The following is a 23,400-nucleotide window of genomic DNA, read 5'->3' on the forward strand; positions in this document are numbered from 1 at the left end:
ATCCTTTTGTTTGTTAATCAACAAAAAGTGCGGTTATTTTTTACCGCACTTTTTACTTGTTTTTGATTTTTACTAAATCAAACGGCTACCAAAATAGCCAATCGTGAGCAGAATGATACCCGAAATTGCGTAAATAATCATCCTTTTTCCACGCCAGCCTAGTCGCCAATGACCAAAACAAGCTATACCAAAACTAATCCAAGCAAGGAAAGAGAAAATTGCTTTGTGCAGATTTTCTAGGGTCACCGCTTGTAACACATGATAAGTACCCGAAATTAAAGTGAGCGTCAGTAATGCTTCCCCCATCGCAAATAAACAGAAGAAATGACGTTCTACTGCCATCAATGGTGGAATTGCTGGTGAAAATTGGATTTTACGCTTTTTCAAATTACGGTCTAACCACACCAACTGGATCACATAAAGCGTTGCAATAAAACAAACTGCATAGGTAAACAGCGACAAGCCAATATGGAACAACATCAATGTGTTCTGATTCAACATTTGAATAATGTGACTTGATAAGAACGTCGTAAAGATCAAGCTAATGATTGAAAACGCATACACGATCAGTAAAACAAACCACATTGTGGAAACGAGAAACATTGAAAGCGTCGCTAAGGCAGCAATTTAAATGCCAAGATGGCGAAAAAGTGTTTAAAGCCTTATGGGATTTAGGAATTATTCTGCGCGACCAAAATAAAACGTTAAATTTACAAGACTGCATTCGTATCACCGTTGGCACAAAAGAAGAATGTGAACGTGTGGTTGAAGCCATCAAACAAATTAACTAATACACAGGAGAACAGCCCATGCAACCTATTCTTTTCATTGACCGCGATGGTACCTTGATTGATGAGCCAAAAACTGATTTTCAAATTGATAGCCTTGAAAAACTTAAATTCGAGCCGAACGTCATTCCGGCGATGCTGAAATTGAAAGAAAAATACCGTTTTGTGATGGTGTCCAATCAAGACGGGCTAGGCACGGATTCTTTTCCGCAAGAAGATTTCGACAAGCCGCATAACGCCATGATGGCGCTGTTTAAATCGCAAGGCATTGAATTTGACGACGTACTGATTTGCCCGCACAAACCGGAAGATAACTGCGCCTGCCGCAAGCCGAAAACCAAGTTGCTGAAAAAATACATCCAAAAAAACTTGTTCGATCCTGACCGCTCTTTTGTGATTGGCGACCGTGCTACCGAGGTACAGTTGGCGGAAAATCTCGGCATTCGCACACTGCAATATCACCCTGAAAAATTAAACTGGGATCTGATCGCAGAAAAACTGCTCGGCGACCCCGTCAGCAACATCGGCAACCGCCCACCTCGCTACGCAGAAGTCGCCCGCAAAACCAAAGAAACGGACATCAAGGTTCAAGTATGGCTGGATGAAACGGGCGTGAACCAAATCAGCACAGGCTTGGGCTTTTTTGACCACATGTTTGACCAAATTGCGACCCACGGCGGTTTCCGCATGAATGTCAGTTGCAAAGGCGACTTACACACTGACGAACACCACACCGTGGAAGACACCGCCCTCGCCCTAGGCACTGCATTAAAACAAGCTATCGGCGACAAACGCGGCATCGCGCGCTTCGGCTTTGTGCTCCCGATGGATGAATGCCGCGCCGAATGTGCCTTGGATTTATCGGGCAGACCTTGGATCAAATTCAACGCCAAATTCAAACGCGATAAAGTCGGCGATTTCAGCACCGAACTCACCGAACATTTTTTCCAATCCCTTGCCTTCTCGCTACTCGCCACGCTACACTTAAAAGCCATCGGCGACAACGACCACCACAAAATTGAGAGTTTGTTTAAAGTGTTTGGGAGAACATTGAGACAAGCAATTAGGATTGAGGGGGAGGAGTTGCCGAGTAGTAAGGGCGTGCTATGATTTGTAGGGCTGGCCCTGTGCCCGTCCGAAATTACTAATTTTGAGAATTTTTTTAGAAATTGATCTTTTAAAACCATAAATAGGAAACTTAAAAATGCAAGTAGAGACTGAAATAGATGGGAAAATACGAGGATTAATAGAATCTGATATCAGTAAAAAATCTAATAGGAGATGTTGTAGTGCTCGAGGATTATTTGGGATAGAGTGCAGTAAAAAAATTATAGAATCTCATACGTTATCAAAAAGTGGTTCTTTAAAGACAATTATGAATAAACAAAATAAAGTATGTGGGATTAATTTAACCTTTAATGCTTTAGAAAAAAATGGTGGCTATTTTGATATTTCTGAGTTTGGTATAAATAAAGCATCTACTTTTAAGGGATTTTGCTCTGAGCATGATAAAAAATTATTTTCTATCTTTGAAGATAGTCCCATTATTCCCACTAAGGAACAATTATGCATGCTATCTTACAGAGGTATATGTAGGGAATTGTATACAAAAGAAAATGAATCAAATACAGGATTATTACATAATATGTGTGATTTTTCTGTGTTTTCTGATTCTCCAATATTACCTATAGTAAAAAATATAATCTCAAAGAGAGATGAACTGTTGGGTATAGGATTAACAGAAATTAAAAATACTTATCATGAATTAAATAATATTATTTCAAATAATAGGTTTGACGATCTTGAATATTTCGTAATAAGTTTATCATATCCGTCAAAAGTGCTATGTAGTGGTGCAATTGTTCCAGATAGGGATTTTAATAATAAAATTCTTAAAGATTTATCTAATAAAAATGAAAAGGCGGAACATCTTTTTTAATATTATAAATTATGAAGATAGAGGTATGTGTATTTTTTCTTGGATTAAGAAAGAAGAGAATAAATATTTCTATGATTTTATTAAGACATTAGTTCAGCGGAAGCATAGAATTGAAGATAATCTTGTGAATTTTGTATTTTCTTATTTTGAAAATACGTACTTTTCTCCTGATTGGTGGAAGGGGCTTACAGAAGAGAAAAGAATGAAATACAAAGAAAGATAATGGAATATGACGGATGTCATAATTTGGCTGAACATAAGATAAAAAATTATTTAGCTTTTAAAATAGATAAATATAATTATTTAAAATAAATGAGATTTACAGTGACCAATATCACAATCATCAACACCGGCTGCGCTAACCTCTCCTCCGTCAAATTCGCCTTTGACCGCTTGGGTTATCGCGCTGAAATTACGCGAGATATTCACAAAATCCAAGCTGCCGATAAATTGTTGTTGCCCGGTATGGGCACGGCGATGGCAGCGATGCGGAATTTGCAGGAGCGCAAGCGAATTGATTGCATCCGCAACGCCACCCAACCGATGCTCGGTATTTGCTTGGGTATGCAGCTGATGACCAAATTTTCTACCGAAGGTAATGTGGCAACGCTCGGCTTAATGAACGGGCAGACGAATCTTATCCCTGACAGTGGGTTGCCGTTGCCGCACATGGGCTGGAACAAGGTGCGTTATATGCCAGACCATCCGCTGTTTGCCGGCATAGAACAAGACAGCCATTTTTATTTCGTACACAGCTACGCCGTGCAACCCAATGAAAACACGATTGCGACAAGCTGTTACGGCGCGGACTTCTCCGCCGCCATCGCCAATAAAAATTTCTACGGCGTGCAATTTCACCCTGAACGCTCGGGTAAAAACGGTGCGTTGTTGCTGAGGAATTTTGTGGAGAAGATTTGATTTTGCGATCGGGGTCGGAAAGTTGAGATAGTATGATTGCCGTTTCTTTCCGCCTAGGGTAACTGGTTTACCCTAGGCACATAAGACAGCCCAACAGGAGGATAGAAAATATATGCAATCCATCATCATCTCCGCCCTCGATCTTATCGACGGGCACGTTGTCCGCCTGCATCAGGGCGATTATGCGCAACAGACCACTTACAGCGATAATCCTATTGAGCAGTTTGCAAGCTATATTCAACAAGGCGCGCAGCAGTTGCATTTGGTGGATTTAACCGGTGCGAAAGATCCGTCCAAAAGGCAGACCGCACTTATCGGCAAGATTATCGCCGCTACGCAAAGCAAGATTCAGGTGGGCGGAGGGATTCGTACCGAACAGGACGTCGCTGATTTGCTGGCGGTGGGCGCGAACCGCGTGGTGATTGGTTCTACGGCGGTGACACAACCCGATATGGTACAAGGCTGGTTTAATAAATACGGCGCGGAGAAATTCGTGTTGGCGTTAGACGTGCGCATTGAAAACGGGCGGAAATTAGTGGCGATTAAAGGTTGGCAGGAAACCAGCACGCTGACCCTCGAAAACGTCGTGGAAAATTACCGCAATTTTGGCTTGCAACATGTGCTTTGCACCGACATTTCCCGCGACGGCACGCTGGCGGGTTCCAACGTGCAGCTTTATCGTGAAGTGTGCGCTAAGTTTCCGGATGTGCAGTTCCAGTCTTCCGGCGGCATCGGTTCGCTAGCGGATATTGAAGCTCTCAAAGGCACAGGCGTGGCGGGCGTGATTGTGGGTCGCGTGTTGTTAGAAGACAAATTTAATGTAGCGGAGGCAATCGAATGTTGGCAAAACGGATAATTCCTTGTTTGGACGTACGCGACGGGTAGGTGGTGAAAGGCGTGCAGTTTCGTAATCATGAATCCAAATAATCCCTTACCGCATTAACTATCTCCTCTCGTGTATTAAACTCCCAACCATAAAAGCATTCCGTTTTTAATCGTCCAAAGAAACTCTCCATTGCGGCATTGTCCAAGCAATTCCCTTTTCTCGACATACTTTGAATGATGCCATGTTCAGCTAAAATTCGACGATAAGCTACCATTTGATATTGCCATCCCTGGTCTGAATGTAAAATGACACCACAAGCTTTATTTAATCCTTTGACGGCTTGCATTAACATGTCCTCTACTTGCGCCCAATTTGGGGAATAGCTGAGATTATAGGAGACTATCTCATTGTTAAATAAATCTAATATTGGGGATAATTAGACTTTACTACCATCTTTTGCTTTAAACTCGGTCACATCCGTTACCCACTTTTGGTTCGGCTTGGTAGCACTAAAATGGCGTTCTAGATGATTGGGCGCGATATGGCCAATCGTCCCTCGATAAGTCGTCAATTTTTTGCTTTTTCTTACCCGCACTTGAAGTTCAAGCTCTCGCATTAAACGTTGGATTTTCTTATGATTCACGCCCGGTAAACAGGCGTGAACCCGTCGGTAACCGTAATCAGGATGCTTTACTTTAATCTGGATAATCGCGGCTTTAAGTCCTTTATCCTTATCTGGCTTAACCTGGCGTCGAGCAAAAAACGTACTGCGCGCTAAGCCTGCAATATCTAATAGATATTTTAGGGGATAATGGGCTCTTAACTTTTGGATAACCTCCGCTGCCTGGCTTCTTCCTGAAGTCTGAGCTTTCTCAACTCCTTTAGGTAAGCGACCTCAGCTTCAAGCTGTAAAATTCTCTGGCGCAAGCGGTCTTCTTCTGTTTTGGGTGGAGGGGGCATTCTGGCATATTTAGGTTTCATTGACGGTCGTCCTGATGGTTTATAAGGAATAAGCCCTTTTATGCCACTTTTTTCAAAGCGTTTCAACCAAGTTCCGACTAATGTGTCAGAGGGAATATTGTAAAAACGAGCGGCTTCACGAATGCTCATTTTTCCTTTTAGAATAGGTTGAAGGACCTGTAATTTAAATGCTATTGTGTAGTGTTTACCCATAAAAAATCTGCACCTCAATTGTTGGTTGTTTAGTCCAACTTTTGGGGTGCAGATTTTTACCTGTTCTTTGATTCTTGCTAAATCAAACGACTACCAAAATAGCCAATTGTGAGCAGAATGATACCCGAAATTGCGTAAATAATCATCCTTTTTCCACGCCAACCTAATCGCCAATGACCAAAACAAGCAATACCAAAACTAATCCAAGCAAGGAAAGAAAAAATCGCTTTGTGTAGATTTTCTAGGGTCACTGCTTGCAACACATGATAAGTACCAGAAATTAAAGTGAGCGTCAGTAATGCTTCCCCCATCGCAAATAAACAGAAGAAATGACGTTCTACTGCCATCAATGGCGGAATAGCTGGTGAAAATTGAATTTTACGCTTTTTCAAATTACGGTCTAACCACACCAATTGGATCACATACAACGTTGCAATAAAACACACCGCATAGGTAAAGAGCGACAAACCAATATGGAATAACATCAAGGTATTTTGATTCAGCATTTGAATGATATGGCTTGATAAGAATGTTGCCAAAATCAAACTAATGATTGAAAACGAATATACTATTGGCAAAACAAACCACATGGTAGAGACAAGAAACATTGAAAGCGTTACTAATACCGAAATAATTACACTCATTAAGGAAGCTATTTCCAGTAGTGTAAATGTTTTCCCTGATACTAAATGCTCTAATAGCGGCAAAGTAGTAATAACATGCAGTACGATTGCCGAAAGTGAGGTTAGAAAAAATGGAACTTTACGCTGGCTCAACTTTCCTTCTGATGAATTCATCAAAAACGGGGCAATCAACAATAGACTAAGAATGTAAAAAATAATCGAAAAAAGGGCAAACCACATAATGCATTCTCTTTACTAGGAATTATTCTTATTTTAACGGATCTTTTCTGTAGATCGCTAGAATTTTATTTGAAATGATGAAAAACGCCCAAATTTCGGTATAATCACGACAATTTTTAAAAAAAAACAGGATTTAAAATGTTTGAGAGTTTATCGGATCGACTTTCCAAAACGCTACGCAACATTAGCGGGAAAGGGCGTTTAACTGAAGATAATATTAAAGAAACCCTACGCGAAGTGCGTATGGCATTGTTAGAAGCTGACGTTGCTTTACCTGTCGTACGTGAATTTATCGCTAAAGTAAAAGAAAGCGCGTTAGGCGAAGAAGTCAATAAAAGCTTAACACCTGGCCAAGAATTCTTAAAAATCGTTCAGAGCGAACTTGAAAAAGCCATGGGTGAAGCCAATGAGAGCTTAAACCTCGCAACACAACCACCCGCAGTTATTTTAATGGCGGGCTTACAAGGTGCGGGTAAAACCACCAGCGTAGGTAAATTAGCAAAATTCTTACGCGAACGTCATAAAAAGAAAGTCCTTGTAGTCTCTGCCGACGTATATCGTCCTGCGGCAATCAAACAGCTTGAAACCTTAGCTCAATCTGTTGGCGTGGATTTTTTCCCATCTGATGTTAAACAAAAACCGGTAGAGATTGCAAAAGCAGCACTTGCTGACGCCAAACTCAAATTCTACGATGTTTTAATCGTGGATACGGCTGGTCGCTTACACGTTGATAGCGAGATGATGGATGAAATTAAGCAAGTTCATGCGACATTAAATCCAATCGAAACTCTCTTCACCGTTGATGCAATGACCGGTCAAGATGCGGCAAATACAGCAAAAGCCTTCAATGAAGCCTTGCCACTTACTGGGGTTATCTTAACCAAAGTGGATGGGGATGCACGTGGCGGTGCGGCGTTATCGATTCGTCAAATCACCGGCAAACCAATTAAATTCCTTGGGGTGGGCGAAAAAACAGAAGCCCTCGAGCCATTCCATCCTGATCGTGTAGCGTCGCGTATTTTGGGCATGGGTGATGTGCTTTCCCTTATCGAAGATCTTGAACGTTCTGTGGATCGCGAAAAAGCGGAAAAAATGGCACAGAAATTCAAGAAAGGCGATGATTTCACCCTAGACGATTTCCGTGAACAACTCCGTGAAATGAAAAAAATGGGCGGTATGATGTCGATGCTTGAAAAATTACCGGGTGCAAAAAACTTACCGGATCATGTCAAAAATCAAGTAGATGACAAAATGTTCATCAAAATGGAAGCAATCATTAATTCCATGACCTTAAAAGAACGTGCTAATCCAGACATTATCAAAGGATCTCGCCGTCGTCGTATTGCATTAGGTTCTGGCACACAAGTGCAAGATGTGAATAAGTTACTAAAACAATTTGACGAAATGCAACGTATGATGAAAAAAATGCGCAAAGGCGGAATGGCGAAAATGATGCGCGGCATGCAAGGCTTAATGGGCGGAGGCGGTTTAGGTGGCCTCAGTGGTTTAGGCGGCATGTTTAAACGTTAATTTGTTTATAAAAATCAACCTATAAAATCAAATGGATCAATAAACAATATTCTGAGTTCTGTATGACACAGAACTCGTTCTTTTGACTTAGAATGAATTTATTTTTGAGAACCAGTGCGGTCAAAAAATTGACTGTTTTTTGACTTCTCGACAAAATATTCATCGCTACTTACTTCAATGAAGCAAAAACGCCCGACTCTACAAGATATTGCCGACCATCTAGGCATGACTAAAATGACGGTAAGCCGTTATTTACGTAATTCTAATTCTGTTGCGAAAGAGACTCAGAAACGTATTGCGGTGGCAATTGAACAGTTTGGTTATATTCCTAATCGTGCGCCAGAAATTTTGTCTAATGCAAAGAGTAAAGCGATTGGTGTACTGCTCCCCTCCTTAACAAATCATGTATTTGCAGATGTATTAAAAGGCATTGAGCAAGTTGCCGATATTGCAGGTTATCAGACGATGCTTGCACACTATGGATATAGTGTAAAAAAAGAAGAAGAACGTATCGAAAGTTTACTTTCCTATAATGTGGATGGATTAATCTTATCTGAAAACTACCACTCTTTACGTACCCTTAAAATGATTGAAATCGCCAATATTCCAGTCATTGAAATCATGGATAGTTCCCAACCTGGCATTCAACAAGTCATTGGTTTTGATAACGTTGCTGCGGCACAAGCTATGGTAGAAACCATGATTCAGCGTGGTTATAAAAATATCGTCTATTTCACAGCAAGAATGGATAAACGAACCCAATTAAAAATGCAAGGTTATGAACAAGCCATGAAAAAATATGGGTTAGAACCTTATAGCTTGATTACTGAAGCCGCATCTTCTTTCACATTGGGTGGAAAACAGCTACGTAAAATTTTAGAAGAACGTCCTGAAACAAACGGTGTCTTTTGTACAAATGATGACTTAGCAATTGGTGCATTATTTGAATGCCAGCGATTAGGTATTGCTGTGCCTCAACAGATTGCAATTGCAGGGTTTCATGGACATGACGTAGGCTTTTCGGTCACACCTCAGCTCGCAACGGTTATGACTCCTCGTTTAGAAATTGGCAAACTTGCCGCACAAGAATTGTTAGTAAGACTCAATAATGAGCCACTAAAAGAGAAAATAATTGATCTAGGGTTTAAAATCCATTTAGGTGAAAGCATATAAGCTGTGCGATCAAAAAAATACCAACATTTTGACCGCACTTCTTTTACTTTAGATCAGAGGTTTTAATACCTCAACACAACGTTCAATTACTTGCTCAAAACTTCCAGAAATATCCACATGAATAACATCTGATTCATCTTGACCTGGCACTTCCAGCGTCTCAAACTGACTTTTTAGCATATCAGTTTTCATATAATGCCCTTTACGCTGTTTCATGCGCTCAAGTACCAGTTCAAAAGAGCCTTCTAAAAATAAGAACTTCACATTTCCATTTCCTTCACGAATGAGATTGCGGTATTTTTTCTTTAGTGCAGAACAAATAATGATCCCCACTTCACTTTTTCGTTCTAGACTAAATGCTGCATCACGAATACGCTCCAACCAAGGTGCGCGATCTTCATCATTTAACGGATGCCCCTCTCCCATTTTGATGATATTCGCTCTAGGATGAAGATCATCACCATCAATTAACTTTATTCCTAAACGATGAGCCACCTCTGTTCCTACGGAGGTTTTACCCGTACTTGATACGCCCATTAGAATAAAACTTTTTCCCATATTTTCTTGTTTATGACTCATCATACACCTCTGCAAATTTTCATTTACCATACTCTAATTACAAACAAAATGTTACTGGTAACATTTTATTTTGTGATTAATATCACAAAATAAATTCATAATCATAATTAACCGCACTTTTAAAGATAAAAATTATGTGAATGAGATCACAATTTTGAAAAGTCATCGTTTACCAAATGTTAAATCAAGCGTATGTTACGGGTAACAATTCTATTTGGAGAACAACCATGCTCATTGCAATTATGATCGTAGCAATCTTATTGCTCCTTTTACTTATTATTAAATTCAAAGTTCATGCTTTTGTGGCATTAATTATTGTGAGTTTACTTACCGCTCTGGCGGCTGGGATTCCGGTGGAAAAAATTCTGCCAACCTTGCTTGGTGGATTTGGCAATACGCTTGCGGCAGTTGCCTTATTAGTAGGTTTAGGTGCAATGATTGGTCGGCTTCTTGAAATTACTGGCGGAGCAAAAGTGCTTGCCGACACGTTAATTAATAAATTTGGTGAGAAAAAAGCACCACTTGCATTAGGTATTGCTGCATTACTCTTTGGTTTTCCTATTTTCTTTGATGCAGGCCTTGTCGTAATGCTACCTATCATCTTCAGTGTCGCAAAACGGTTTGGTGGTTCTGTCTTACGCTATGCTTTTCCCGTTGCAGGAGCATTTGCTGTAATGCACGCTTTTTTACCACCACATCCAGGCCCTGTTGCATCTGGTGATTTATTAGGCGTGAACATTGGTTTATTGGTCATTGTTGGCTTAGTTTGTGCAATTCCAACATGGTATATTGGGACTTACTTATTTAGTCTATTCATCAGTAAAAAAATTCACGTTGATTTACCAAAAGCATTCTTAAATGCCGTCGCAATCAGTGAAACCTCTGTGCAAAATCCGCCAAGCTTTACCCGTGTAATAACGATCTTATTACTACCTATTCTTTTGATCTTATTAGACACGGGTTTAAACACATTAAGCGTGGCAAAAATAATTGACGGTTCACAAACCTGGGTTGAAGCACTGCGCTTAATTGGTAAAACGCCTGTTGCCTTACTAATCACTTTAATTATTTCCATTTTGTTATTAAAAGAACAGCGTAGCTATGAACAAATTGAAAAAATTTGTGATAATGCCTTAGGTCCAATTTGCTCTATCGTGCTCGTTACTGGTGCAGGCGGAATGTTTGGAGGTGTATTACGTGCCAGTGGTATTGGTGATGTATTATCTACGATGCTTTCCAATACCGGAATGCCAATCATTGTTGCCGCTTTCGTTATCGCCATGGTAATGCGTGTCGCACAAGGTTCTGCAACTGTTGCTTTAACTACGGCTGCTGCACTAATTTCGCCTACCGTTGCTGCGGCAACTGACTTGAGCCAATTTGATCTTTGCTTCATTGTAATCGCTATTGCATCAGGTGCAACAGTGCTTTCTCACGTAAATGATTCAGGTTTCTGGCTGATCAGCCGTTTCTTAGAAATGGATACAAAAACGACATTAAAAACGTGGACATTACTAGAGACATCTATCGGTATTGTGGGCTTTATTATTGCATTAATTGGAAGCCTGCTCTTCTAATCTTTGAATATCACTTATTCACTGAAATTATTCATTCTCGTTCTGAGCCTTGCTACAGCAGGGCTCAGCCGCTCACATGCCTATTCCACTGCTAATTTTACCGTTCACTTGTTCGGGGAATTAAAGCTTAAATCTTGTCTGCATCACTCAAAAAAATAAACAACTTTTTCAATTAAATTTTTCATTACCATAGTAAATTACTCAGTTTTAGGTAATATTTTGATTGCACAATACCATATATAATTACTCAGGTATTTTACCTTGCGTAAAATGTCGCTTTAGATGAACATTCTTAGCATGTAATCATCGAGCATCCAATTTTATAATAATCTAGGAGTGATAAAATGGGACAGTATAAAAAGTTCTGGTACCTATTAGTCGCCGTATTAATTGGAGCATTCTCCATTCTCGGTTACTATGGGTTTGAAGTGTATCGTGAAGCACCACCAATTCCGCAACAATATGTTTCAGAATCAGGTGAAAAAGTGATTACTCACGATGAAATTTTACATGGTCAAACTGCTTGGCAAACCACTGGTGGTATGCAAGTAGGTTCTATTTGGGGGCATGGTGCATACCAAGCGCCTGACTGGACTGCAGATTGGCTTCACCGTGAATTAACTAACTGGTTGGATATTACAGCGAACCAAGAATTTGGTAAAAACTTTGCTGATTTAAATGATGAACAGCAAACGTTATTAAAAGCGCGTTTAACCAAAGAATATCGTGGTAGCAAAGTTGAAAACGGTACTGTTGTGCTTTCAAATACCCGTTTAGCGGCAATGGAAAAAACTGCACAATACTACATTTCTTTATACGGCGATGATCCTGCCACTAAAGTCACTCGTGAACACTTTGCGATGAAGGATAATACCCTCCCTGACTTACAAGCACGTAAAGACTTAACTAAATTCTTCTTCTGGACAGCATGGACTGCCTCTGCAGAACGTCCAAATACAAATGCAAGTTATACTAACAATTGGCCACATGAGCCATTAATCAATAACGTGCCAACACCAGAAAACGTGATTTGGTCTATTGCGAGTGTGGTATTCCTCATTGCAGGTATTGGTTTTGTTGTATGGATTTGGTCATTCAAAAAACGTGAAGATGAAAAAGAACCACCAATGCCTGAGTTCGATCCACTCACAAAATTACAACTTACGCCTTCTCAACGCGCATTAGGTAAATATCTCTTTACGGTGCTTGCATTATTCTTACTGCAAGTGAATTTAGGGGCGATTGTTGCTCACTATACTGTTGAAGGTCAAGAATTCTATGGTATTGATATCTCTCAATACTTACCTTATTCATTAGTGCGTACATGGCATATTCAAGCGGCATTATTCTGGATTGCAATGGCATTCTTAGCTGGCGGTTTATTCCTAGCACCGATCATCAATGGTGGTAAAGATCCGAAATTCCAAAAATTGGGCGTGGATGTTTTATTCTGGGCATTAGTGGTATTAGTCGTCGGTTCATTCACTGGTAGCTATTTAGCAATTGCACATATTCTTCCAGAAGAATGGAGCTTCATGTTCGGTCACCAAGGCTATGAGTTCATTGACTTAGGTCGTTTCTGGCAAGCGGTGAAATTCGCAGGCATCTTATTCTGGTTAGTCTTAATGCTTCGCGGTACAGTGAATGCATTCAAACAACCTGGTGATAAAAACTTATTGGCATTATTCTTCGCCTCAGTAATTGCGATCGGTTTATTCTATGGCCCAGCATTATTCTATGGCGAGCACACTCACATTTCTGTGATGGAATACTGGCGTTGGTGGGTAGTTCACCTATGGGTAGAAGGCTTCTTTGAAGTATTCTCTGTCGCGGCACTCTCATTCATTTTTGTAAGTTTAGGTTTAGTTTCACGTCGTACTGCAACTGTGGCAACCATTACTGAAGCGGCATTGTTCTTAATCGGCGGTATTCCTGGTACGTTCCACCACCTATACTTCGCAGGCGCAACCACCCCAATTATCGCAGTAGGTGCGTCATTCTCAGCACTTGAAGTGGTTCCATTAGTGTTATTAGGTCATGAAGCTTGGGAACACTGGGCGATGCAACAAAAAACACCTTGGATGGACCGTTTAAAATGGCCTCTTTACTGCTTCGTAGCCGTTGCATTCTGGAATATGTTAGGTGCTGGTGTATTTGGTTTCTTAATCAATCCACCAATTTCACTCTACTATGTTCAAGGCTTAAACACGACTGCCGTTCACGCGCACGCTGCATTATTCGGTGTGTATGGCTTCTTAGCATTAGGCTTCGTCTTCTTAATCGCTCGTTATTTACGTCCGGATACACCATTTAACGATAAGTTAATGAAATGGGGATTCTGGTTATTAAACGGCGGTTTAGTACTCATGATCGTATCAAGCTTACTACCTATCGGTGTTATTCAAGGATATGCAAGTATCTCTGAAGGCTTATGGTATGCACGTAGTGAAGAATTTATGCAACAACCATTATTCGATACCTTACGTTGGGTTCGTTTAGGTGGTGATGTGGTATTCATCTTCGGTGCACTCGCCTTCTTCTGGCAAATCTTTACGATGATTTTCTTCAAACCGAAAAATAGCTAGTCTCCTCATCACATAAAAGCAACCAAAATTTTGGTTGCTTTTATTTGTTAAATATTCGTTAATTTTCTAACCGTAATTTGATCCATATCAAATCTTTTACCCTCTTTTAAGTATAAAAAAATTCTTAGTTAGATCTATACTACTTGCACCTTCAACTTTTTTTATAAAATATCAACATGAGTGAGAATCCATTTAAAGCACACTGGTCATCAAAAGGTAATACCCTATGCCTAGGACATTGGAACATTACTTATCTTGGCCTTCCCATTGTCCTACCCATAGAGCGCCATGATAAAGATATGGGGACAAATAATATCTATAATTTCATGGATCCTGATGATGAACTTTATCGTGAGGGATTAACAGAAGATGATTGGATTGTAGAAAATATCGATTGGTTATCTGATGTATTTATTGAACACAATATTCCATTAGAAGAAGAAACCATACGAGCATTTTATAAAGCGGTGAATAAGGAAGATTGGCGCTGTGGGAGCTGTGGTGGATGTATTTAATAGCAAAGTGCGGTTAATTTTATCATTGTTTTTATACTGAACTGTCATAATAAAAACACTAGAAAATTCAATATTTCTGATATAGAATTTTTCGATTTGTTTTTTAAAAGGGAGAAAAAAGATGAAACTTGTTGAAGTAAAACACCCGCTCGTTAAGCATAAATTAGGCGTGATGCGCGAAGCTGAGATTGACACTAAGAAATTCCGTGAACTTGCAACCGAAATTGGTAGTTTACTAACTTATGAGGCGACCGCAGACCTTGAAACAGAAAAAGTGACCATCAATGGTTGGAATGGTCCTGTTGAAATAGAACGTATCAAAGGTAAAAAAGTTACTGTTGTACCAATTTTACGTGCGGGGCTAGGCATGATGGATGGCGTGTTAGAACATGTTCCAAGCGCTCGAATTAGTGTAGTAGGAATTTACCGAAATGAAGAAACACTTGAGCCTGTTCCTTACTTCCAAAAACTCGCCAGTGATTTAAATGAACGTCTAGCTATCGTTGTAGATCCAATGCTTGCAACCGGTGGTTCAATGATCTCCACAATTGATTTATTAAAAGCAAAAGGTTGCCAACACATCAAAGTATTAGTATTAGTCGCGGCGCCTGAAGGGATCAAAGCATTAGAAAAAGCACATCCAGATATCGAACTTTATTGCGCATCTATTGATGATCACTTAAATGAACAAGGTTACATCATCCCTGGCTTGGGTGATGCCGGTGATAAGATTTTTGGGACGAAATAATTCCCTTTTAATAAGACGGCATTTATAGCCGTCTTTTTTCCGTGCGTGAAAACACAAAAGCTAAAAAAGCATTAAAACCGACCGCACTTTCAGTTAATTCAAACCGAGAGTTGAAACTAAATGAGTAATCAAACTACAACCGCACCTGTTGAGGTGCAAAGCATGGGCAAACAAGCGTTTGTCGGTTTACAGATGTTATTTGTTGCCTTTGGCGCCTTAGTATTAGTTCCTTTAATCACTGGATTAAATTCTAATACAGCCCTTCTAACCGCAGGTATCGGTACACTACTTTTCCAGCTTTGTACCGGTAAACAAGTCCCTATTTTCTTAGCCTCCTCTTTTGCCTTTATTGCGCCTATTCAATATGGCGTACAAACTTGGGGTATTCCAACCACAATGGGTGGGCTTGCTTGTGCGGGCTTAGTCTATTTTGCACTATCAACCTTAGTTAAATTGCGCGGTAGTGCTGCACTTGAGCGTATCTTCCCACCTGTTGTTGTAGGCCCAGTCATTATCATTATTGGTATGGGACTTGCCCCCGTTGCTGTTGATATGGCATTGGGTAAAAACAGTACATATAGTTATGAACATTCGGTGTTGGTTTCTATGATTACCTTAGTCACTACCCTTTCTGTTGCGGTATTTGCCAAAGGTATAATGAAACTGATTCCAATTATGTTTGGTATCGTTGCTGGCTATGTGGTTTGTTTATTCCTAGGATTAATTAACTTCCAACCTGTTTTAGATGCAAAATGGTTTGAATTACCCCAATTAACTAAACCAGAATTTAATTTAGAAGCCATTCTTTATATGCTACCCATTGCTATCGCACCAGCCGTTGAACATGTTGGCGGTATTATGGCAATCAGTTCTGTAACAGGTAAAGATTTTTTTAAAAAACCAGGCCTACATCGAACGCTATTAGGTGATGGTGTTGCAACCGCTGCGGCATCATTAGTCGGAGGCCCTCCAAATACGACTTATGCTGAAGTGACTGGTGCCGTCATGCTAACTCGCAACTTTAATCCAAATATTATGACCTGGGCTGCAGTATGGGCAATTGCGATTTCCTTCTGCGGTAAAGTAGGCGCATTCCTTTCTACTATTCCAACTATCGTAATGGGGGGGATTATGATGTTGGTATTCGGTTCAATTGCTGTTGTCGGGATGAGTACCTTAATTAAAGGAAAAGTCGATGTCACTGCGCCTCGCAACCTTTGTATTATTTCCGTCGTGATGACTTTTGGTATTGGTAATATGTTCGTCAACGTAGGAGATCTCGTATCTTTAAAAGGAATTAGCCTTTGTGCTATCGTTGCTATTGTACTGAACTTAATTTTACCAAATGAAAAAAATGAAGTAGAATAACGCACTCAACAAAGGGTTAAATGAGAATTTAGCCCTTTCTTGTTATTACTTTTAGAGCAACGAATTAACTTGTGAGTCAACAGCTTTCTTTACCTATTTATCAAATCGATGATGAAACATTAGCTAATTTTTATGGCGATAATAATGCATTATTGCTCAATTCATTGCGTCAAAATATGGCTGAATTACAACAACAATTTTTCTACCTTTGGGGACATAAAAGTGTTGGAAAAACCCATCTTTTACGCGCACTTAGCAATGAATATATTCATCAAAAACGCAGTACAATTTATGTGCCGTTAAGTAAATCACGTTATTTTTCTACTGCAGTGTTTGAGAATTTAGAACAACAAGAACTCGTCTGCCTAGATGATTTACAAACTGTCATTGGTGACTCAGAATGGGAAGTCGCTTTATTTGATCTTTTCAATCGAATTAAAGATAATAACAAAACATTGTTGATTGTCAGCGCCTCTTTATCTCCCTCTGCATTACCAGTAAAACTACCCGATCTTGCCTCACGCCTTAAGTGGGGAGAAAGTTACCAACTTATTGCGCTTACTGATGAGCAAAAACTACACGCATTAAAACAAAACGCTTATCAACGAGGAATTACCCTCTCTGATGAAATCATCAGTTTCATGTTTAATCGGTTAGATCGTGACATGTCTACGCTAAAAGAAGCGCTTAATCAACTTGATAAGGCCTCGCTTCAAGCACAACGCCATCTCACAATACCTTTTGTCAAATCAACTCTAAATTTATAGGAAAAAACCGCACATTAAAAATATGCGGTTAATATTATTACCAACAATGATGACAATATCCCACTCCAACTGCGGGTATAATTGAAACGGGAAGACGAGAATAACTCACATTCTTTGAACGATGATCACTTGCATTGATCTCATTTGGGGTACTCTCTTTTTGAGCCACCTTGATTTTCTCTTGAGTACTTACGGTATTACCGCTTATAATTCGAGAGTTATAATCTTTCACAGTATTCATATTGTATACAGCAGCATCGCTACCAATCGTTGAAGCTTCCTGAGGAGCTGTACAACTTGTTAAAATCAATAATAAAGTAATAGAAATTAATTTTTTCATCATCTTTCTTACCTTTTTAATTACAAACGACTTCATTTAAGGCTTTTCTACCTTCTTGAATACGCTCATGTGCTTTGTTTCTTACATTCTTCTCTTCATTTTGCTCAATATATTTAGCAATATTCTCATTCTTTATTACATAAACAGGTACATACTGCAAGGTTTTCGTTTCACCTTTTTGATAAATTGTCGCCCCTAAAACGCTACCATAATACTCGCTAGCATCATTTGGTTTAATGTAATAATTGCTTGAGTTTGTGACATTTACCCCATTATCACTTTTAAAACCATTACAAATTCCTGCAGGTGAAAAAAACGTAGTTTTTGATGCTGACATATCATTAAATTTATATGTTTCAAACTCAACACTATTAGCTAATGCTGACATATCATTCGATAATTTAGGCTGCAAAGCTCCCTCTACGTTTCTGTTACAGTGTTCAGAATCTACCTCACAGCTCTCAGAAAAATTCTGTGAGATATGGTCTTCTGGTGTTGGCATTTGGGTTGCGTAGATGATGCGACGATCTTCTGCTAAAACCGCTACAGAGACCAAAAAACAGAATAAGTATCCACCTAATTGTTTCTTAAAATAATTCGTCATACTAATCTTATTCTCCAAGCTAATTATTTGTTTCGTATAATTCAATGGGCAACGCATCCGGATCTTTTAGAAAAGTGTACTTCATTCTAGTTAATTCATCAACTCGAATTGGTTCACAAGAGATGCCTTTCTCAAGAAGATAAGCAATATACGAATCAATATTCTCGACTTTAAATGCTAAATGTCGCAAACCACAAGCTTCTGGCGTGGTTATTCTTGGTGGCGGATTGGGAAAAGAAAACAACTCTATTTGACTCCCATCGGGAAAACTTAAATCTAATTTATAGCTATCCCGTTCAGCCCGATAAGTTTCATTTAGCTGTTTAGCGCCTAAAATCTCCATATAAAAATGCTTCGAACGTGCGTAGTTCGAAGCAATAATCGCAATATGGTGAAAACCTAATAATTGGGGTTTCATTATTTCTCTGGTGTGACACTCTTCGCTTTTTCTTCTTCCTGTAAAGCGAGTGCATCACGTGCTGCACGAATACTTTTCTCAAGCATTGGAACGCGAGGATCATCTGGTTCTAATAAACGTAACATCATCGCCCAGGTGACGGCCGCCATTTTATAATCTTCCCCTTCAAAATAACTGAAAGCAAGTAAACTTAAGGCTTCAGGATTAGAATGATCTTGACGAATAATATCACGTAAAAGCTGATTGCCTTTGAGCTTATCTGTTTGATCTTCAGAAGACATTAGCATACGCGCATAGGAAAGCTTATACGTTAAATTATCCGGTTCAAGCTTATTCGCTTGTTGATAACTATCAAATGCTAATTTGCCGTTCCCTAAATTCATTCCAACCTGACCGAGCAACCACCATTTTTTTGCATCTTTTGGTGTTTTTTGTAAATCTAGACGAAGTGCGGTCGAAAATTGCTGCATTTCTGCATCTGACATGGGATTCTTATCTTCATCTGCAATACGTTCAAAGAAATAAGGCAATTTTGCCAATGTCTTTTCCATCATATCTTCTGCTTTCCAAGAGCCTAATGGGAAATAAGAAACCCCAGCAATAATGGCTAAACCGAGCAAACCAGAAACAAACCATAACTTACCGTAATTTTTGGCATTTTTATCGATCGTTTGTGTTTCTTGTTGAGGAATATCTTCCAACAATGTTTTTTGTAGCTCTTGCTTGAGTTGTTCAACATTTTCAACTAAACCCTGTTGATTATCTTGTTCAATCTCTTGCAAACGAGAAAAATATAACGCTTTATTTAATTCATTACGTTTTTTATCTTCTTTCGCTTTAACAGAACGCAACAAGGGATAAAAACAAATTAGTGCCACCACTAAAGTGAGCGCAATAATACTTAATGCAAAATTCATTATTTATCCTTTTCTTTGAGTAAAGCCGACAAGCGTGCATTCTCTTCATCATCTAAAACAACGTCAGAATTAACCGCATTTGGGCTTTTCGATTTACGTTTAAATACAAATAAAATGCCAACAAATACTAATAAAATTGGTGCAATCCATAACACCATTGTGGCCATTGTCATAGGTGGATCATAAGTCACGAAATTACCATAACGTTGGATCATATAATCCACCACTTCATTTCGACTTTTGCCTTCTTGCAACAATTCAAACACTTTGCCACGCATATCAACAGCAATGGTTGCATTAGAATCGGCAATATTGTTATTTTGACATTGTGGACAACGCAGTTCTTGCGTTAATTGATGATAGTCCTTTTCTTGCTCTGGTGAAGCAAAATTTAGCGCATCAATTGCAGCAGTCACAGAGACACTCATAAAAAGTGCGGTCAAAAAAAGCCATGATTTTCTCATTATGGTTTCTCCGCTAATTTGTCATAAATAGGCTTCAATGTCTCATTCCAAACACGTTCATTCACATCACCCGCTAAGCGATAATGAATCACACCTTTACCATCTACAATGAATGTTTCCGGTGCGCCATAAACGCCTAAATCTAATGCAAAAGAACCTTTTTCATCTTTAAACACACGGCTATAAGGATTACCCAAATCTTTCAGCCATTTCATCGCTTTTAGCGATTCATCTTTATAATCTAAACCAATAATTGTCACGCCTTGTTTAGCCAATTGATTCAAATATTGATGTTCTGCGTAACAAGTTGGGCACCAAGTCGCCCACACATTTAAGAGAATGGGTTTACCTTGTTGGAAAATTTCATTACCGTAGGTTTTATTTTCCAATAAATCCGTTAATGTTTTCTGTGGTACAGGCTTCCCTACCAGGGCTGACTCTAACGCTTTCGGATCATCACCTTGCGCATTGCGTCCAAGCTGAACTAAAAAGGCCACAACGACAGCTAGAAAAATAATAAGTGGGATAAGTAGTTTTTTATTCATAACACGATCAATTTACATCTATTTTTAGGGGGCTTAATTTAGCCCCGCATCACAATTAAGACTGTTTTACCAAACGACTAAAACGATAACGGCGGTCAAACATACAAAGCAAGCCACCTAGCGCCATAAACAAGCCACCAATCCAAATCCAACGGATAAACGGTTTATAGTAAAGGCGAAGTGCCCATGAGTTATCTTCTATTTTTTCACCTAAGGCGACATAAAGATCGCGGGTAAAGCCCCAATCAATTGCCGCTTCAGTCATTGGCATTTTACTGACGGTATAAAAACGTTTTTCAGCAAATAATGTTGCTTCTGGTTTACCGTCTTTTGAAATATCAATTTGTGCTTTGCCACCCATATAGTTTGGACCATTTGCATCACTCACGCCGGTAAATTTGAAGTCATAGTCAGCGATCTGTACAGTATCGCCAACGGCCATTCGCACATCGCGCTCTACACTAAAATTTTGGCTAAAGGCAATTCCCCAAACCGTCATCGCTACACCAAGGTGAGCCAAAATCATCCCCCAATGGGAACGGGAAAGCTTGGTAATTCCTTTAAAAAACGATTCACGGTGTGTTGCACGTTGTTTCATTTCATAAAGGCTTAATAAGACAATGATGACGGACATCATGGTGCCAAGCACAACACTGATGGTGAGTTTGTTGTGTAGGAAATATGGCAAGGCAAAGCCTGCAATCGCCATTACAATCACACTCACTACAACCGGTGTACGAATTTCAGAGAACTGATCACGACGCCATTTAACCAATGGCCCAATACCTAGTAATAAGGCAAATGGGGTCATAATAATCAGGAACATTTGATCAAAGAACGGCGCACCGATCGAAATAGAGCCCAAACTTAATTGTTTGTGAACTAATGGCAATAACGTCCCTAAGAACACCACGCAAAGTGCGGTCATTAATAGGATGTTATTTAATAACAATAAGGTTTCGCGAGAATAGCGTTCTGCATTATCACGCGAACGAATTTGGTTGGCTTTGTAAGCGTACAAGGTTAAAGAACCACCAATTACCACAACCAAATAAGCAAGAATATATAAACCACGTGTAGGATCTGAAGCAAAGGCATGTACTGACACTAAGATACCGGAACGAACTAAGAACGTACCCAGTAAGCAAAGTGAGAAAGCAAGGATCGCTAAAAGCACAGTCCAAGCTTTAAAAGAGCCGCGTTTTTCAGTCACCGCTAAAGAGTGGATTAATGCGGTTCCTGCAAGCCAAGGCATTAAAGAAGAGTTTTCTACTGGATCCCAGAACCACCAGCCACCCCAGCCTAGCTCATAATAGGCCCACCACGAACCGAGCACGATTCCGAGTGTTAAAAAGACCCAAGCAGCCATCGTCCAAGGGCGAGACCATCTTGCCCACGCGGAGTCTAATTTCCCTGTCATTAATGAGGCAATCGCAAAGGCAAAAGCCACAGAAAAACCAACATATCCCATATAAAGTAATGGTGGATGGAAAATCAAGCCCACATCTTGCAACATTGGGTTGAGTTCTCGACCATCTACTGGGAAATCAGGGAATGTACGGGTAAATGGATTTGAGGTAAATAAGACGAAGAGTAAAAAGCCGATGCTAATAATCCCCATAATACCCAACACGCGAGCCACGGCTTCTTGTGGTAAGTGTTTGCTAAATAAGGCAACCGCTGCGCCCCAAAGGGTTAATAACCAAATCCAAAGTAACAATGAACCCTCGTGTGACCCCCACACCGCAGATAAACGATAATAAATCGGCAAGCTGCTGTTAGAGTTATTTACCACATATTGCACACTGAAATCATTAACAGCAAAGAGGTAGAACAATGCAGCAAATGCAATGGTTAAAGTAAAAAATAAACCATAAGTCATTGGACGAGCCAATGACATAAGTTGAGAATGACCTTTTTCAGCCCCCCATAATGGGAAAATCGCTAAAAAGAATGAAACGGCAAGGCTTAAAGCAAGCGCATAATTTCCTAATTCAGCAATCATTATTGACCTTCTTGCAGTTTTTGCTGGGTTTCTTTATAACGACGATCGGCTTCGCTCTCGCCTTTTAATTCTGCCCCCATTGGTTTATGCATTTTCTGCATTTTCTCACCTAATTCTGGCGGCACATAGTTTTCATCATGCTTAGCAAGTACTTCTGTTGCTTCTAATAAGGTTGGTTCTTTTAGTACACCTTGCGCGACGATACCTTGCCCTTCACGAAAAAGATCCGGCAGAATACCTTCGTACTCTACTGTAATTGATGGACCAATATCATTCACATCAAAGCGAACTTTGAGACTTTTTGGATCTCGACTAACAGAACCTTCGACTACCATGCCACCAACACGAATACGTTGTCCCACTTCAGGTTTTTGATCTGCCTTGCCTTCTTTACCTTCAATCACTTCTGACGGTGTATAAAATAAATCGATATTTTGGCGAAGTGCATAAAGCACTAAACCTGTTGCAATCGAAATACCTAAAATCACAAAGATAATGATCGAAAGTCTTGATTTACGTCTTGGATTCATAGTGTATTTCCTTTATTTGCTTGGTTTAAACGGGCTTCACGTTGTTGCTCGCGTAACACTTCTTTTAACACCACTTTACGCCCTTTGACGCTTTGTATCGCCAAAATGATCATTGCCACAAAGCTAATGCCGTAGGAAAGCCACACATAAAAACCGTAGCCTCCCATATTGATAAAATCACTCCAACTTTGGAAAAACATTTTCCACTCCCTAAAATAAAAATAAAAA

24 protein-coding genes and 4 pseudogenes are annotated in these 23,400 nt (G+C 39.7%); 13 read left to right on the forward strand and 15 right to left on the reverse strand.

The window, feature by feature from the left end:
* Window positions 1-72: 72 nt before the first annotated feature.
* A pseudogene (locus QQS40_RS10905) lies at window positions 73-627 on the reverse strand (cytochrome C assembly family protein); the annotation flags it as partial.
* A 2-nt stretch (window positions 628-629) separates the two neighbouring features.
* Here QQS40_RS10905 and QQS40_RS10910 point away from each other — a divergent pair.
* The 5 genes and pseudogenes from QQS40_RS10910 to hisA form a co-directional block, all read left to right on the forward strand.
* Window positions 630-791: pseudogene (locus QQS40_RS10910) on the forward strand (histidinol-phosphate transaminase); the annotation flags it as partial.
* An 18-nt stretch (window positions 792-809) separates the two neighbouring features.
* A complete protein-coding gene (hisB, locus tag QQS40_RS10915) occupies window positions 810-1,898 on the forward strand; it encodes a bifunctional histidinol-phosphatase/imidazoleglycerol-phosphate dehydratase HisB (RefSeq protein WP_329505285.1) in 1,089 nt (362 codons plus the stop codon).
* A gap of 94 nt (window positions 1,899-1,992) precedes the next feature.
* Complete coding sequence (locus QQS40_RS10920) at window positions 1,993-2,727, forward strand: hypothetical protein (RefSeq protein WP_329505287.1); 735 nt, start codon at window positions 1,993-1,995, stop codon at window positions 2,725-2,727.
* 324 nt (window positions 2,728-3,051) lie between these two features.
* The gene (hisH, locus tag QQS40_RS10925) at window positions 3,052-3,645 is read left to right on the forward strand and encodes an imidazole glycerol phosphate synthase subunit HisH (RefSeq protein WP_329505289.1); all 594 of its coding nucleotides are present in this window, start codon (window positions 3,052-3,054) and stop codon (window positions 3,643-3,645) included.
* Between the two features lie 112 nt (window positions 3,646-3,757).
* Window positions 3,758-4,501, forward strand: a complete 744-nt coding sequence (gene hisA / locus QQS40_RS10930) for a 1-(5-phosphoribosyl)-5-[(5-phosphoribosylamino)methylideneamino]imidazole-4-carboxamide isomerase (RefSeq protein WP_308602154.1) — start codon at window positions 3,758-3,760, stop codon at window positions 4,499-4,501.
* A 61-nt stretch (window positions 4,502-4,562) separates the two neighbouring features.
* Here the strand turns inward: hisA and QQS40_RS10935 are convergent.
* The 4 genes and pseudogenes from QQS40_RS10935 to QQS40_RS10950 all read right to left on the reverse strand — a co-directional run.
* A pseudogene (locus tag QQS40_RS10935) lies at window positions 4,563-5,006 on the reverse strand (IS3 family transposase); the annotation flags it as partial.
* Window positions 5,007-5,108: 102 nt separating this feature from the next.
* Window positions 5,109-5,303 (reverse strand): annotated as a pseudogene (locus tag QQS40_RS11275) (IS3 family transposase); the annotation flags it as partial.
* Complete coding sequence (locus tag QQS40_RS10945) at window positions 5,291-5,644, reverse strand: helix-turn-helix domain-containing protein (RefSeq protein ID WP_128787039.1); 354 nt, start codon at window positions 5,642-5,644, stop codon at window positions 5,291-5,293. The pseudogene QQS40_RS11275 and the gene QQS40_RS10945, both read right to left, overlap by 13 nt.
* Window positions 5,645-5,721: 77 nt before the next feature.
* Entirely contained in the window at window positions 5,722-6,507 is a 786-nt protein-coding gene (locus QQS40_RS10950; protein WP_297567519.1) for a cytochrome C assembly family protein, read from the reverse strand.
* Between the two features lie 138 nt (window positions 6,508-6,645).
* Here QQS40_RS10950 and ffh point away from each other — a divergent pair, with 138 nt between their 5' ends.
* Together ffh and gntR are read left to right on the forward strand one after the other, a co-directional pair.
* Entirely contained in the window at window positions 6,646-8,037 is a 1,392-nt protein-coding gene (gene ffh / locus QQS40_RS10955) for a signal recognition particle protein (protein ID WP_289901393.1), read from the forward strand.
* A gap of 177 nt (window positions 8,038-8,214) precedes the next feature.
* Entirely contained in the window at window positions 8,215-9,210 is a 996-nt protein-coding gene (gene gntR / locus QQS40_RS10960; protein ID WP_289901394.1) for a gluconate operon transcriptional repressor GntR, read from the forward strand.
* Window positions 9,211-9,258: 48 nt separating this feature from the next.
* Here gntR and QQS40_RS10965 read toward each other — a convergent pair whose 3' ends face one another.
* Window positions 9,259-9,789 (reverse strand): gluconokinase, encoded by a 531-nt coding sequence (locus tag QQS40_RS10965; protein ID WP_289901507.1) that lies wholly within the window; start codon window positions 9,787-9,789, stop codon window positions 9,259-9,261.
* Between the two features lie 227 nt (window positions 9,790-10,016).
* On the opposite strand from QQS40_RS10965, the gene QQS40_RS10970 reads away from it, so the two are divergent.
* The 6 genes from QQS40_RS10970 (at window position 10,017) to hda (ending at window position 17,349) form a co-directional block, all read left to right on the forward strand.
* Window positions 10,017-11,366: a GntP family permease gene (locus QQS40_RS10970; RefSeq protein WP_049356964.1), complete on the forward strand. Its 1,350-nt coding sequence runs from the start codon at window positions 10,017-10,019 to the stop codon at window positions 11,364-11,366.
* Window positions 11,367-11,710: 344 nt separating this feature from the next.
* Window positions 11,711-13,951, forward strand: coding sequence for a nitric-oxide reductase large subunit (locus QQS40_RS10975; protein ID WP_329505297.1), 2,241 nt, complete (start codon window positions 11,711-11,713; stop codon window positions 13,949-13,951).
* A gap of 176 nt (window positions 13,952-14,127) precedes the next feature.
* On the forward strand, window positions 14,128-14,466 hold the full coding sequence (locus QQS40_RS10980) for a PM0253 family protein (RefSeq protein ID WP_128787033.1): 339 nt from the start codon (window positions 14,128-14,130) through the stop codon (window positions 14,464-14,466).
* Window positions 14,467-14,587: 121 nt separating this feature from the next.
* Window positions 14,588-15,214, forward strand: a complete 627-nt coding sequence (upp, locus tag QQS40_RS10985) for a uracil phosphoribosyltransferase (RefSeq protein WP_128787032.1) — start codon at window positions 14,588-14,590, stop codon at window positions 15,212-15,214.
* A gap of 120 nt (window positions 15,215-15,334) precedes the next feature.
* A complete protein-coding gene (locus tag QQS40_RS10990; RefSeq protein ID WP_329505300.1) occupies window positions 15,335-16,582 on the forward strand; it encodes a nucleobase:cation symporter-2 family protein in 1,248 nt (415 codons plus the stop codon).
* A 71-nt stretch (window positions 16,583-16,653) separates the two neighbouring features.
* Complete coding sequence (gene hda / locus QQS40_RS10995; RefSeq protein WP_329505302.1) at window positions 16,654-17,349, forward strand: DnaA regulatory inactivator Hda; 696 nt, start codon at window positions 16,654-16,656, stop codon at window positions 17,347-17,349.
* A gap of 37 nt (window positions 17,350-17,386) precedes the next feature.
* Here hda and QQS40_RS11000 read toward each other — a convergent pair whose 3' ends face one another.
* From QQS40_RS11000 to ccmD, 9 genes are read right to left on the reverse strand one after another with little or no spacing between them, the layout of a single operon-like run.
* On the reverse strand, window positions 17,387-17,692 hold the full coding sequence (locus QQS40_RS11000) for a hypothetical protein (RefSeq protein WP_225852614.1): 306 nt from the start codon (window positions 17,690-17,692) through the stop codon (window positions 17,387-17,389).
* A 13-nt stretch (window positions 17,693-17,705) separates the two neighbouring features.
* On the reverse strand, window positions 17,706-18,293 hold the full coding sequence (locus tag QQS40_RS11005; protein WP_329505304.1) for a DUF8095 domain-containing protein: 588 nt from the start codon (window positions 18,291-18,293) through the stop codon (window positions 17,706-17,708).
* 19 nt (window positions 18,294-18,312) lie between these two features.
* Entirely contained in the window at window positions 18,313-18,711 is a 399-nt protein-coding gene (gene gloA2 / locus QQS40_RS11010; protein WP_128787029.1) for an SMU1112c/YaeR family gloxylase I-like metalloprotein, read from the reverse strand.
* Window positions 18,711-19,628, reverse strand: coding sequence for a c-type cytochrome biogenesis protein CcmI (gene ccmI / locus QQS40_RS11015; RefSeq protein ID WP_126471898.1), 918 nt, complete (start codon window positions 19,626-19,628; stop codon window positions 18,711-18,713). The genes gloA2 and ccmI overlap by 1 nt, the downstream gene beginning before the upstream one ends.
* A complete protein-coding gene (locus QQS40_RS11020) occupies window positions 19,628-20,092 on the reverse strand; it encodes a cytochrome c-type biogenesis protein (protein ID WP_329505308.1) in 465 nt (154 codons plus the stop codon). Before QQS40_RS11020 ends, ccmI begins: the two co-directional genes overlap by 1 nt.
* Window positions 20,092-20,637, reverse strand: coding sequence for a DsbE family thiol:disulfide interchange protein (locus tag QQS40_RS11025; protein ID WP_126471902.1), 546 nt, complete (start codon window positions 20,635-20,637; stop codon window positions 20,092-20,094). Before QQS40_RS11025 ends, QQS40_RS11020 begins: the two co-directional genes overlap by 1 nt.
* A gap of 55 nt (window positions 20,638-20,692) precedes the next feature.
* Window positions 20,693-22,642 (reverse strand): heme lyase CcmF/NrfE family subunit, encoded by a 1,950-nt coding sequence (locus QQS40_RS11030; protein ID WP_329505311.1) that lies wholly within the window; start codon window positions 22,640-22,642, stop codon window positions 20,693-20,695.
* Window positions 22,642-23,172, reverse strand: a complete 531-nt coding sequence (gene ccmE, locus QQS40_RS11035) for a cytochrome c maturation protein CcmE (RefSeq protein ID WP_329505313.1) — start codon at window positions 23,170-23,172, stop codon at window positions 22,642-22,644. Before ccmE ends, QQS40_RS11030 begins: the two co-directional genes overlap by 1 nt.
* A complete protein-coding gene (gene ccmD / locus QQS40_RS11040; protein ID WP_049356985.1) occupies window positions 23,169-23,372 on the reverse strand; it encodes a heme exporter protein CcmD in 204 nt (67 codons plus the stop codon). Before ccmD ends, ccmE begins: the two co-directional genes overlap by 4 nt.
* Between the last annotated feature and the right edge of the window lie 28 nt (window positions 23,373-23,400).

It is taken from the genome of Haemophilus parainfluenzae (assembly GCF_036288925.1).
Lineage (GTDB): Bacteria > Pseudomonadota > Gammaproteobacteria > Enterobacterales > Pasteurellaceae > Haemophilus_D.